The following is a 14,278-nucleotide window of genomic DNA, read 5'->3' as shown; positions in this document are numbered from 1 at the left end:
CGGATGCGGCTGCCCTGTGGACAAGCTGACGGTTGTGGACGGAGCCACGATCACCGGATCGACGTGGTAAGGCTGCCAGCCGCACATGCGAGACGCCAGTGGCGGACGGTGACGGCGGTGACGGCCTCGGGAGCATGTGGGCGGTTTGCGCTAACCAGTTGTGACGTCTCTTTACAGGGCGTGTAGCTGATCTTTACTGTCGCATCGCTGAGGAGCAATGAACGGGGGCTGTCATGAACTTGAGCTTGATCTGTAGAACGACCGTCGCGCTGAGCCACTCTCGCCGACCAGTCGTCGATCAACTCGCCCGCTGAGAGCCGCTCGCGCTGACACATGCCGACGTCGGGCGCCGGAGCGACCGCCGTCCGTTACAGGTTCTTGATTTCCACGCCTTGAGTCCCGTGCCCCGCACGGCCCTATGACGTGCCAAACGCAATGAGGAGTGTCTAGGTGAGAGCACCTGGATCGATTTTCGCGTGGCGTCGTCGCGGTTTCGCCGCCGCAGTCGTCACGCTAGCCCTGATCGCGGTCGGCAGCCCGACCCTGCTGCCGTCGCCAGCGGTGGCCGAACCGCCGGCGTCCCCGGACGTACCCGTGCTGGGCGAGGTCGACGCGCTGGCGCAGGCCAGGAAGCTCAAGATGCAGGTCGAGGTCACCAGCCTCAAGAGCGAGAACTCACGTGTGCTCGCCACGCCCCAGGGCAACCTGGTGCTGGAGTCATACGTGGAGCCGCAGTGGACGAAGACTCGTAATAACAACTCGTGGCAACGGATCGATACCCGGCTCGAACGGCGAGCCGACGGTTCGCTGGGGCCCGTGGCGACGCTGGCCGACGTGTCGTTCAGCCAGGGCGGAAGCGCACCGGCGATTCGGCTGCCGGTGGCCGATGGGCAGGTGTCGCTGTCCTGGCCGGGGGAGCTCCCGGCCCCCTCGCTCGACGGCGACACCGCCGTCTACGCCTCGGTGCTGCCGGACGTGGACCTGCGGCTGCGGGCCTTGCGCGACGGGTTCACCTGGGCGCTCGTGGTGAAGTCCGCGCAGGCCGCGGCGAACCCGATGTTGAACGAGTTGCGCTTCTCGCTGCGGACGACGGGGTCGCTGACCAAGCGGTCCAAGGCCGGCGGCGGATTCGAGGTGGTCGACCCGACCGGTAGCCCGATGCTGTCCGCGGGCGGTGCGCTGATGTGGGATTCGGCCGGGGTGGCGCCGAAGGCTCCTGCGGGGACGAGCCGGGCGGCAGCCGACTTCGCCGCCTGGGACCGGCGCGAGTCGTTGCGGGTCGCGCCGGACCACGCGCGCAAGGCGGAGATTCCGACCCGGGTGCAGGGCGACGACCTGGTCATCGTGCCGGACCAGGCGCTGCTGCGCGGCAAGACCACGGTCTTCCCAGTGGTCATCGATCCGTGGAGCACGATCGAGAAGACCCGGTGGGGTTACTCGAGCACCAACAACGCGACCCGCAACGATGGTGTGGCCCGCGTCGGCCGGGACCCCGAGGGGTCCGGCACCTACCGGTCGTACTTCTCGTTCAAGCTCACGTCGCTGTCCGGCAAGACCATCCGCAGCGCCAAGTTCCTGACGGAGATGACGCACTCGTGGGACTGCGGCAACACCCCAGTGAACCTCTGGCGGACGGCCGACATGGCGACCACAGGCAAGCAGACCTGGTCCGGGCCGAGCTTCTCCACTTGGTTGGAGAAGCGGTCCGGGCACGCGCACAAGCCATCCACCGGTGAGGGCTGCTCCGACGACCCCCAGCCGGATCAGCCGATGGAGTTCGCCAGCCCGAACGTCACCGCGGACATCAGTGCCAACCGGGGCCAGGAGATCTACACGCTGGCGCTGTCGACCCGCGAGTCCGACGGCACATCGGAGTCGACGAGCAACTGGTGGAAGAAGTTCGACCCTGTGCAGACCAAGCTGACGGTGGAGTACAACACCAACCCCAACACCCCGACGGCTGCACAACTGTCGACCCACGCCGGCTACACCGCCCCGCCGCAGGCGTGTGTGACCGGTACGTCACGGCCGGCAGTGCGCTCGGACTTCCCGTGGCTGAAGGCGACGGTCAGTGACCCGGACGGCAGCGGTGGTGGCAGCCTCTCCGGCGTCTTCACCCTCCAGAAGCTGGTGGGTGGCACCTGGACGAACGTGTCCGGCTGGCCCAAGACCGACTCCGGGGTCGCGCCCGGAGCCAAGGCCGAGTTGCAGCTGTCCGCGAAGACGGTCAACGGCGAGATCTACCGGTGGCAGGTGCAGACCAAGGACACGCTCGGCGGTTCCTCCACGGCGTCCCCTTGGTGCGAGTTCTCCGTCGACTACTCAGCACCCGAGGCGACCCCCGGAGTTGTCGCCGCCGACGGCCTCTACCTGGAGTCGCCGCCCCGGGGCACGAACCAGGACCTGCGGGGATCGGTCGGTTACACCGGGCGCTTCACCTTCTCGGCCAACGGTGCCGCAGACGTATACGACTACGTCTACCAGATGAACGGTGGTCCAGAGATGGTCGTCCGTGCCAGCAGTCTCGGCGGCACCGCCACCACCGTGGCGACGCCCACCCTGCGGCATGAGAACGTGCTGACCGTCCGCAGCCGCGACCAGGCCGGGAACTCGTCCGCCCCCTACGACTACGCCTTCCTGGCAGGCGACCCGTCCGGTCCGGTCGCGCACTGGGCGATGGATGAGGGAACCGGTCTGATCCTGAACAACAAGGTCGAGGGCGCTCCGGTGGCGACCATGAGCCCGTCCCCGGCCTGGGCGGACTCGCGTGTGCTGGGGACGAGCCGGCGAAGCGGCAAGGACTGGGCGGTCAAGTTCGACGGCGACGATCAGGCCGCGACCACAGGCCCGGTCATCGACACCACCCGCAGCTTCTCCTTTGCGGCCTGGGTCCGCGCCGATGTGGCTGGTGGGGTGGTCATGGCGCAGGTCGGCACGAACAAGAGCCCGTTCGAACTCCAGTACCATCCGGCGAAGCAGCGATGGTGCTGGGTCAGCTACGCATCGGACACGGTGAACGCTCTGGCGACCCCGTCACCCGCGTGCGGTACCGGGCCGGTGCAACCGGGCGTGTGGGTACACCTCGCCGGTGTCTACGATGCCGGCTCGACCAACCAGCTCTCGTTGTACGTGAACGGGGTCCGCAAGGGCGTGGGCATAACCAACGCCTCCGTGTGGTCCGCGTCCGGGCCGCTGATGATCGGTGCCGCGCGCAACGGGGCACCGACCGGTTGGATCAACGGTGCCATCAGCGAGGCCCGGGTCTGGGACCGGGTCATCGACCCGGAGACGGACCTGTCCGAGATCGTGGCGCCCGTCCGGGTCGGCCAGTGGGACATGGACAGTGACGACCAGGACGAGCCGAGGGAATCGGGCGACTCCTCCGACTACCGGACGCCACTGACTCTCGGTCCGGCACCGGCCGCGAACTGGACCACGGAGGGCTTCAACGGATCGACTGCCCTGCGCTTCGACGGAATCTCGGGTGCCGCACAGACCAGCGGTCCGGTGCTGCGCACCGACCAGTCGTACACCGTCTCGGCGTGGGTGCGGTTCGCAGGTGGCGCGGGCGCCCGCACGGTGATCGCCCAGGACGGCGTGAACATCTCCAGTTCGTTCCTGAGCTGTCGTACCGACGCGAACGGGTCGAAGTGGTCGATCATGCTCCGCTCCGGCGACTCGACCGCCGCGCCCGGGTTCTACGTGACCGGCGGCACCTGCCTGGTCAACCAGTGGACGCACCTCACGGCCGTGCAGGATGCCACGAGCCGGACGATGAGCCTCTACGTGGACGGCAATCTGTTGAGTCAGCTCACCCCCACCTTCAACCCGTGGCACGGAACAGGCGGGCTGGCGGTCGGCCGAGGCAAGTGGGGCGCGCCCACCGACTACTTCAACGGTGACATCGACCGTGTCCAGGTGTGGCAGGGCGCGCTGAGCGCCGCAGAGGTCCAGGCGGCGTTCGCCGCAACCGACTGACCCGCGTCTACCCGTCCTGTCCGCAACGCAGGTGCGGCAACCTCTCGTTCTTGAAGGGCAGAAATGAGAATCGATCGAACCGGCCGACCGCAGCCAGGCGGAGGGCGGATGCGGGTCAGCGCCGCGGTGCGGCGGGGCGCCCGTCGCACCCTCGTCGCGGGTTTGGCCGCGGTCCTCGCCGCCACGCTCGGCGGCCAGTTGCCGGCTCGCGCGGAACGGCCGGAGCAAACCCCCCACCTCGACCCGCAGCGGTACTCCTCCGCCCCGCTGCACAAGGCCGCGTCCAGCAAGCGGATTCCCGACAAGGACGCCGCGGCGGCCAAGGTGCGGCGTCCCGCACCGGTCTGGCCGACGGCGGGTTCGGCCGAGGTGTCACTGGCGGCCACCGCCGGCACAGCGGCAACGCCGAGCCGGGCTGGGTCGCTGCCGGTCACGGTCCGGTCGGCTACCGCGTCGTCGACCAGCCGCACCGCGGTGGCCGCGCCCGCCAAGGTCCGGGTCGAGGTCCTGCCGAAGGCCCAGGCCGAAGCGGTCGGCATCAACGGCCTGCTGGTACGCCTCGGACGCGCTGACGGAGTGCGAGCGGCCGTCCCGGTCGAGGTGGGTATCGACTACACCGCCTTCGCGACCGCGTACGGCGGCGACTGGGCGTCGAGACTGCGGTTGGCGCAGTTGCCCGACTGTGCCCTGAGCACCCCGACCGCGGCGGACTGCCACGGCACACCGTTGAACTCGCGTAACGACGTGCGGACCCGGACGGTCACCACCACCGTGTTGGTGCCCGAGGCCCGGTCCGCCGCGGCCTTCGCCCTGGCCGCCGGTCCCTCCGGTGGAGCTGGCAACTTCGCCGCGTCCAGCCTCGCTTCCACGTCGTCGTGGAGCCACAGCGGTGCCACCGGCAGCTTCCAGTGGTCGTACCCGATGCGTGTCCCGCCGGGCCCCGGCGGGCCGGAACCGACTGTCGGTCTCGGCTACTCCTCCCAGTCGGTGGACGGCCGGCACGCGGCGAGCAACAACCAGCCGAGCCTGTTCGGGGAGGGCTTCGAATACTCACCGGGCTTCGTCGAGCGGCGCTATAAGGCGTGCGCCGATGACATGGGCGGCAACGCGAACAACTCGGTCAAGACCGGGGACCTGTGCTGGGGCCCGGAGAACGCTGTCATGTCGCTCAACGGCAGTACCGTCGAGCTGCTCAAGGGCAGCGACGGCACCTGGCATCCCCGCAGCGAAAACGGCACCAAGGTCGAACTGCTCACCGCGTCGGAGTACGCCAACGGCGACAACGACAACGAATACTGGAAGGTCACCGGCACCGACGGCACCCAGTACTGGTTCGGACGCCACCGGCTTCCCGGTTGGACGACCGGTCGCGGAACGACCAACTCGGTACTCACCGTTCCGGTGTACGGCAACAACCCTGGTGAGCCCTGCAACGCCGGCACCTTCGCCGCCTCCGACTGCAACGGGGAGCCGCAGGCCTGGCGGTGGAATCTGGACTACGTCCAGGACATCCACGGCAACACCATGTCCTACTGGTGGGCCAAGGAGACCAACTACTACGCCAAGAACCTGGCGGGCGCGACGCCCATGGTCTACGACCGGGCCGGCTACCTGACCCGTATCGACTACGGCAGCGACAACCGGGACAACAACGAGTACGCCGCCACGTCGCCGTACATCGAGAACGTGCCGGGACGTATCGAGTTCACCAACGTGGACCGGTGTCTGCAGAACTGCACCACGAAGAACGCGACGAACTGGCCGGACACTCCCTGGGACCAGAGTTGCACCGCGTCGACCAACCCGTGCACCAACGGCTCTCCCACGTTCTGGTCCGCCAAGCGCACCACGGAGATCACCACCAAGGCGTGGAAGGCGTCCGCCTCGGCCTACCAGAAGGCGGACTCGTGGACCTTGCGCCACGCGTTTCTCGACCCCGGTGACGGCACGCGCGCCGGTCTCTGGCTCGACGGCATCACCCACAAGGGCCTCAACGGCGGCACGATCACGACCCCGGAGGTGACCTTCTCCGGCATCCAGATGCAGAACCGGGTGGACGCCGCCGGGAGCGACTGGGCCCTGGCGATGAACTGGCACCGGGTCAACCTGATCACCCTGGAGACCGGCGGACAGATCTTCGTCACCTACAAGCAGCCGCAGTGTGTCAGGGGCAGCGTGATGCCCTCGGTCGGCGCGCTGGACAGCAACAAGCTTCTCTGCTACCCCGTCAAGTGGACACCCCCCGGGTATACCGACAAGGTCACCGACTTCTTCCACAAGTACGTGGTCGAGGAGGTCCAGCAGATCGACCCCACCGGTGGGTCGAGGCCGCTGCGCACCGCGTACGAGTACCTCAACAACGACAACGAAGCGTTGTGGCACTACGACGACGACACCGGCATCACCCCGGACGACCGCCGCACCTGGTCGCAGTGGCGTGGCTTTCCCCGGGTGGTGACCTACGTCGGTGAGGGCGCCGCACGGACCAAGACCGAAACCCTCTACTACCGGGGGATGTACGGCGACAAGCTCGCCGGTGGCGGCACCCGCACGACGCAGGTGCAGGGCCTCGAAGGCGGAGCCGTAAACGACTACGACCACTTCAGCGGCTCACCCCGCGAGACGATCAGTTGGCTGGGCGGGAACGTGCTGTCCGCGACCGTCCACACGATGTGGCGTTCCGAGGCGACGGCCACCCGGGCGGGAAGCCCGGTCGCCGAATCCCGGTATACCCGGGTACGCACGGTGAGTTCCCGTACCGCCACGGACTCGGGCTGGCGGCGCAGCACGTCGACCACCGACTTCGACGACTACGGCATGCCGACCACCCAGGAGGACAGCCCCGACGGCAGCCCCACCGGCGACAAGCGGTGCAGCAAGACCGAGTACATCCGCAACACCAGCCGGTGGCTGCTCACGCCGGTCAAGCGGATCAACGGATGGGTCGGGGCCTGCTCCGCCACGCCCACCAGCGAGCAGCAGATCCTCGGCGACGTCCGGTTCAGCTACGACGGGCAGGCGTACGGCACGGCACCGGACAAGGGGCTGCTCACCACGACCGAGAAGATCGTGGCCTTCGCCGGCGGCAACCGCACCTACCAGCAGGTGGGGACGGCCAAGTACGACCTTCGGGGCCGTACGACCGAGGTCACCGACATCGCCGGGAAGAAGACGACGACATCGTACGTCCCGGCCACGGGCGGGCCGGTCATCCAGCGGACGACCACCAACCCGTTGCAGTGGACCACGACTGTCGACCTCGACCCGGCCACCGGCCTCGCGCTCAAGAGCACCGACGTCAACAACTACGTCACCGAGTACACCTACGACGCCTTGGGCCGCGCTCTCCAGGTGTGGTTGCCCAACCGGGCGCGTGCCACCTACCCGAGCGCCCCGTCGACCAGTTACGCCTACACGCTGTCGAAGACGGCGCCGTCGTACGTGGTGACCACCGCGCTGAACGCCCTCGGCGGCAACGACACCTCGTACATGATCTTCGACGCGCTGGGCCGCCAGCGGCAGACACAGGAACCGGCCAACGGCACCGGCCGGATCATGACCGAGACGTTCTATGACGCGGCCGGTCGCATCTACAAGTCCAACTCGGCCTACTACGACTCCGGCGCGATCGAGACCACGACCATCAGGTCGCGGCTCGACCAGGACGTGCCGAGCCAGACCCGGGCTCTCTACGACAACGCCGGCCGTCAGACCCACTCGCTGCTGCTCGGCTCGGTCGCTAGCGTCCAGGTCGAGAAGGCCAGAACCTCGACCACGTACCACGGCGACCACGTGACCGTGGAGCCGCCGGTCGGACAGGCCGCCACCACTGTGTGGACCGACCCGTACGGCCGGACGGAGAAGTTGTGGCAGTACCACGGGCGGACCGCCACCGGGACCTACGACGAGACGAAGTACACCTACCACCCGGTCGGGCAGCTCGCCACGGTCAAGGACCCGTCCGGTAACACCTGGTCCTACACCTATGACATCCAGGGCCGGTTGGTCTCGTCGAGCGACCCGGACGCCGGCACCGCCTCGAAGCAGTACAACACCCTGGGGGAGTTGGAGAGGACCACTGATTCCCGCCCCGACACGCCTGACCTCTGGTACACCTACGACGAGGTCGGACGGCCGCTCACCACCCGTGAGGGCAGCCTGACGGGGCAGAAGCGCACGGAGCTGACCTACGACTCGCCGGTCAAGGGCGTCACCAAGTCGTCGTCACGGTGGATCGGGTCCGAGGAGTACCGCTCCGAGGTCGTGTCGGTCGACAAGATGTACAACCCGACGCAGACCAAGCTCACGCTTCCGTCGTCGCAGGCCGGGTTCTGCGGTATCGGCAAGGTCACCTGTAGCTTCACGTCCAAAGCGACCTTCCTGGGGGACGGCTCACCCAACACCCTCACCGTCCCGGCCGCGGGTGGTCTCGACCAGGAGGTGCTGAACTACAAGTACGACACCACGTACGCGATGTTGGACCGGCTGGCCACCGACTACATCGACGCCACCTACTACGTGGTCGACGCCGGCTACAGCAACCTGCACGAACTGAGCACGATCACCCGTGCCACCGCGTTGACGGGCGCGAAGTCGGTCCAGAGCAAGAACCTGTACGACGACACCACTGGCCGGGTCCGCAGCAGTTCGGTGACCCGCTCGGTCGCACCGTCGTACGTGGTGAACACGTCCTACGACTACGACGCCAGCGGCAACATCACCAAGATCGACGACAACACGGGTGCTCGACCACGCGACACCCAGTGCTTCACCTACGACCACCAGCGCCGGCTCACCGAGGCGTGGACTCCGGCTTCCTTCGACTGCACGGCGAAGCCGCAGACCGAGACGGAACTGGGCGGCCCGGCACCGTACTGGCAGCAGTGGTCGTTCGGCGCGCCAAACGACCCGAAGGGCCGCATCGGTAATCGTCTCACCCAGATCGAGCGCGGGACCGCGACCGGCACTGTGACGACGTCCTACTCCTACCCGGCGACGGGCGCGGCACAGCCGCACCGGCTCAACGGATGGAGCAGGACCGACAGCACCGGCACCACCACCGGCTCGTACACCTACGACGAGACCGGCAACATGAAGAGCCGGCCGGGCAAGTCCGGGCAGCAGGCCCTCACCTGGGACGTCGAGGGGCACCTGGCATCGGTGACCGACAGCACCGGCACCAGCTCCTACATCTACGACGCGGGCGGCAACCGGCTCATCGCCACCGATCCCACCGGAAGCACTCTGTTCCTCGGGGATCAGGAGATCCGCAAGAACGGCACCACGGGGCAGGTGACGGCCACCCGCTACTACTCGTTCGGCGGAGAGGTGGTGGCGCAGCGCACCGTCACCGGCATCACCTGGCTGGCCAGTGACCACCAGGGAACCTCGCAGGTCAGCATCGCCAACGACACGAACCAGACCATCACCCAGCGCCGCCAGACGCCCTACGGGGCGCCACGGGGCGCGGCGGTTACCTGGCCCAACCAGCAGGGATTTCTCGGCGGTTATCAGGATCCCACGGGCCTGACCCACCTCGGAGCCCGCGAGTACGACCCGACCATCGGCCGGTTCATCTCGGTCGACCCGATCAACGACCCGGGCAACCCCCAGCAGTTGGCCGCGTACACCTACGCGTCGAACAACCCGGTCACGTTCAGCGACCCGAGCGGTCTGATCATCCCCGAGTACCTCAACCCGACGGACGATCTCAGCCTCGGCATGTGCAATCACCATGGTCTCGGGGGCTATGCGTGCCAGAACTATACGGAGGGCACGAGCGGCCAAGGCCAGGGCGACACCCGCTACGACGGCAGTGGTGGGCCCGCGAAGAAGACCGGCCGGCAGAAGACGCACGAGTTTCTTGAGGGTTGCGGCCTGTACCTTCCCGTGGGCGCCGGATGCGACGTTGTCAACGGAGTCGTCTACGCCACCGAAGGAAACTGGCGGGAGGCCGCGCTGTCCGGCGTCTCGACCGTGCCCGGACTCGACTGGGCGTGCAAGATCGGCAAGTGGTGCAAGAAGGTTATCGACTGGGGAGCCGACAAGGCCGGCGCAGTCGTGGCGCGCGTGCGGTGGGGCAAGCCTCCGGCGATCAATCCGGCGGCCGAAGCCAGAGAGATGGCCGAGCTAAAGAAGGCGATTCGCGAGACCCCGCGGCCGCCGGCGTCGAAGACGCCTGAACCTCCGAAGAAGGAGCCCGTCGCGCCTGCCAAGGGCAAGACCGGCGGGGACAACGGTGGAGGCGCACCCAGTTCAAAGGGTGGCTGCCCGACCCACAGTTTCTCACCGGACACCCCTGTCCTCATGGCTGACGGGACGACGCAGCCGATCGCCGAGGTGCGGGAGGGCGACCAGGTCCTCGCCCACGACCCCGAGCGCGGGGCTACCAGTGCCCAGACGGTGGAGAAGCTGCACATCAACCAGGACGACGCCCTGACCGACCTGGTCGTCCGCGACGGCAAGGGCGCTGTGTCGACGATCGACACGACGCAGCACCACCCGTTCTGGAGCGTCACCCGCAAGCAGTGGGTCGGCGCGGGTGAGCTCAAGTCCGCCGAAGGGCTGCTCGCAGCGGACGGGTCGACGGTGAACGTCGTCAAGGTCCGCAACTTCAGCGGCAGTGAGGCGATGCGCGACCTGACGGTTTCCGTCGTTCACACGTACTATGTCATCGCCGGTAACACCCCGGTGTTGGTCCACAACTGCGGCCGGGAGGGGTTGGACTTCACTGACGCAGAACGCGAGAAGGTATACGAGGCGAATCTCAAAGCCAACGGCGGCGTTCTCAAGTGCGAGTACTGCGGACGCGATGTGGTCCGTCGGCCATCGCAAAGTGGGGTGCCGGGCAGGCCGGATGATGCGCAAATTGACCATGTTGAACCACGTGCGGCAGGTGGACACGGAGGTGCGCATAACGGCGCAGTTAGCTGCCGGCGCTGCAATCGGGACAAGAGTACTAAGCCTTTAGAAGTATGGGACGGCGAACTCCGTGATCTTCTGGAGGACTAGTGACCGATAGCTTCGCTTCCAGGGAGCGCTTGTTCCAGGTAGTCTTCGACCTTCCGGAGGAGAGTCCAACATGGCCGCCCGTCGGCTACGAGCGACTGTGGGCCGCGAAGACGCAAACCAGGCTGAACCTGGCTCTACGCAATGTGCCCTTCTACTGTCGAGGAGTTGCATACGGAGACATTATCCTCGTCCGTCCCGACAGCGACCGGCGCGAGATTGTATTTGAAAGGCTGATCTCGGAATCGGGGCACTCGACAGTGCAGATTCTTGTCAAATTGCCCGAGTATCGCGTCGACCTGGAGCGGCTCCTGTCTAGTTTTGGCGCGTCGTGGGAGACGGCAAACGGTGAGACTTACTATGCCATCGATATCAAGCCCGAAATTGACTATTCGGCGCTTCGGCCGGAACTAATCGCAGCTAAAGAACGCGAGGACATTGGATTGCGGGAGTCGGCCATCTCTAAGCGTCATCGCGCTCAACTTCCTTCGTTCCCGTAACCGTTCTTGCGGCCGGGTGGCTACCCGTATTTGATGTGCTGCATCTGATCGTGGCCGTGCATGAGGTGGATGCGGAGCGCTGACAGTAGTCCATACAGGTTCGGGGCGGTCACCCAGCGTTGCCGTCGCGGCCGCCGTCAGACGGCATCGTGAAATGCGAGTACATTGAGCCTTTTCCACCGGCCCTGAGGTGCAAGACCAGTGGAAAAGGCTCAATGTGTGGATGGAGTGGCGCCCCAGTCGGAGGTATCGGCCGGGGCGCGCTTCCCGCTGCGGCCGGGCTCCCGCATCACCGCAAGTGACGGGTCGATGATCTGAGAAAGTCCGTTCGAGCTGGGATAACACCCCGGACGGGCCCGGATGGCGCGGCTGGAGCCGGTCGCATACCGTGCCGGTCGTGGACGGACGACGGAGCTACTCCGAGGATGAGCAGGGGTCGCGATGGGGCGACCGGGGATACGAGTCGGACTGGCGCGCCGCGGGCGAGCCCCGCTACCGCGACGACGACTACCGCACGCCCGAGCAGCGCGCCGGTGACAGCCGGTACGCCGAGCCGGGCCGGTACTCCGCCGCCGATCCGCTGGTGGACGACACGAGCAGCTGGCGGTCGCAGCGGCCGGACGACCCGGAGGTCTCCGGTGAGCTGCCCGGATCGCGCGCCGGCCGCCGCGCGGCTCGCGAGTCGGCGGCCCGTGGCGCGGACGACCCGCTCGGCGCGGTGTCCCGCAGCGGCGTCGACGCGCTCGGCACCGCCGCGCACGGGAACCCGCTGTCGAGTTCGCTCGGTACGCCGGCGGCCGCCCCGCTGACCGGCGCCGTCCCGGCCGGCACCGACCCGTACGGCCTCATCGCCCACGGCAGCGACCCGGCCGGCGGCCCCGGCGTCGACGCCCGGAGCGCTGCCGGCGTCGACAAGCCGCGGCTCAGCCCGATCGGCGGCTACCCGGTCGTCGAGCCGGCACCGGGAACCACCGGCCCGGACGGCGGGGCCGAACCGACCGCCGCGGCACGGCTGAACCCGGGCGAGGCCACCCCGCTGCGGATCGGCGAGCGGCCGGGCGGCCCGGCCCAGCCGGCCGCGACCCCGAACCCGCTGGAGATGCCGACCGGCCCGATGCCCGCGGTGCTGCCGCGTCCGGACGGGCCGCCGCCCGGTGACGGCGTCTACCGGACCCGGCGCCCCGCGCTGGCGGTGCTGCTGGCGGTGATGGTGCTGGTGCTGGAGGTGCCGGCGGTGCGGGTGCTGCTGCACGGCCTGTTCGGCGACCCGGTGTCGACGTCGCACGTGGTGGTGGGCATCTTCCTGGTGGTCGGGCTGCCGATCTTCGGCACCGGCCTGTACGGGCTGCGTACCGGAGGGCTGGCGCTCGCCGACGGCAGCCGGGGCTGGCTGCGCCCGCCGACGGCGTACCTGACCGTCGGCCTGGTCCTGTTCCTCGCCGCCGCCCTGGCGGCGGGCTGAGCGGCGAACGCCCGCTGACCCCAGTACGCCGAAGTGGCGGTGTCACCGACAGGTTGACACCGCCACTTCGCCGTAATGGCGTCGATCAAGGCCGGGGTCGATCAAGGCGGAGTCGATCAAGGCCGTCCCCGGGGTCGATCAAGGCGGCCTCCCGCACCCGGGGGCCGGGCAGCGGGGAGGGCGCGTACACTGGTCGACTGGCGACCGCCTCGTGCGGTCGACCTCGCGTGCCCTCTCCACGGTCTCCTCCGTGGGGCGACGGCCTCCCTGGTCCCGATCTGACGTATCGGGCCCACCCTGGCCGGCGACCGGGCGCCAGGCGTCCGGCCGCCGGCCGGACGGACAACCAGGGACAACGTAGGAGTAACCCACCATGGCCGTCGTGACCATGCGTCAGCTGCTGGAAAGCGGTGTGCACTTCGGGCACCAGACCCGGCGCTGGAACCCGAAGATGAAGCGCTTCATCTTCACCGAGCGCAACGGTATCTACATCATCGACCTGCGCCAGACGCTCGACTACATCGAGAAGGCGTACGAGTTCGTCCGCACCACCGTGGCCGGTGGCGGCAGCATCCTGTTCGTCGGCACCAAGAAGCAGGCCCAGGAGGCCATCGCCGAGCAGGCGACCCGGGTCGGCCAGCCGTACGTCAACCACCGCTGGCTCGGTGGCATGCTGACCAACTTCCAGACCGTGTACAAGCGGCTGCAGCGGATGAAGGAGCTGGAGGCCCTGGGTGACCTGAGCGGCACCGCCGCCGGTTACACCAAGAAGGAGACGCTCCAGCTCTCCCGCGAGAAGATCAAGCTCACCAAGACCCTCGGTGGTCTGCGGGACATGCAGAAGCTCCCGGCCGCGGTCTGGATCGTCGACACCAAGAAGGAGCACATCGCCGTCGACGAGGCCCGCAAGCTGGGCATCCCGGTCATCGCGGTGCTCGACACCAACTGCGACCCGGACGAGGTCGACTTCCCGATCCCGGGCAACGACGACGCCATCCGCTCGGCCGAGCTGCTGACCAAGGTCGTCGCCGCCGCCGTCGCCGACGGTCTGATCGCCCGTTCCGGCCGCAACCGGGGCGCGGACGAGAAGCCCGAGGCCGGCCAGGTCGGTGCCGACGAGCCGCTGGCCGAGTGGGAGCGCGAGCTGCTCGAGGAGCCGAAGAAGGCCGACGAGCAGCCCGCCGCCGCGCCGGCCGCCGAGCAGGCCGCGCCGGCCGCCGAGCAGCCGGCGACCGCCTCCGCGGAGTGATCTCGCCGTCGCGTCCCCACCGGCCGGATTCCCGGCGGTGGGGACGCGACGGGTACGCCGGGCAGAACCGGCCCGGAACCG

Annotated in this window: 5 protein-coding genes; all 5 read left to right on the top strand. The window is 68.2% G+C overall.

Annotated features, from left to right (window positions below; translation table 11 throughout):
- The first annotated feature begins 450 nt into the window (after positions 1-450).
- The 5 genes from ACN27C_RS00510 (at position 451) to rpsB (ending at position 14,197) form a co-directional block, all read left to right on the top strand.
- A complete protein-coding gene (locus ACN27C_RS00510) occupies positions 451-3,978 on the top strand; it encodes a LamG domain-containing protein (RefSeq protein WP_147457910.1) in 3,528 nt (1,175 codons plus the stop codon).
- A gap of 108 nt (positions 3,979-4,086) precedes the next feature.
- Complete coding sequence (locus tag ACN27C_RS00505; RefSeq protein ID WP_422750178.1) at positions 4,087-10,989, top strand: RHS repeat-associated core domain-containing protein; 6,903 nt, start codon at positions 4,087-4,089, stop codon at positions 10,987-10,989.
- Positions 10,989-11,486, top strand: a complete 498-nt coding sequence (locus tag ACN27C_RS00500) for a DUF4265 domain-containing protein (RefSeq protein ID WP_199733246.1) — start codon at positions 10,989-10,991, stop codon at positions 11,484-11,486. The genes ACN27C_RS00505 and ACN27C_RS00500 overlap by 1 nt, the downstream gene beginning before the upstream one ends.
- Before the next feature lie 397 nt (positions 11,487-11,883).
- Positions 11,884-12,948, top strand: a complete 1,065-nt coding sequence (locus ACN27C_RS00495; protein WP_422750176.1) for a hypothetical protein — start codon at positions 11,884-11,886, stop codon at positions 12,946-12,948.
- A gap of 373 nt (positions 12,949-13,321) precedes the next feature.
- A complete protein-coding gene (gene rpsB, locus ACN27C_RS00490) occupies positions 13,322-14,197 on the top strand; it encodes a 30S ribosomal protein S2 (protein WP_364804239.1) in 876 nt (291 codons plus the stop codon).
- The last annotated feature ends 81 nt before the right edge of the window (positions 14,198-14,278 follow it).

This window comes from Micromonospora sp. WMMD1219, assembly GCF_049315215.1.
Taxonomy (GTDB): domain Bacteria; phylum Actinomycetota; class Actinomycetes; order Mycobacteriales; family Micromonosporaceae; genus Micromonospora; species Micromonospora tulbaghiae.
The sequence above is the reverse complement of the archived record's forward strand: the minus strand, read 5'-3'. Positions and strand labels throughout refer to the sequence as shown.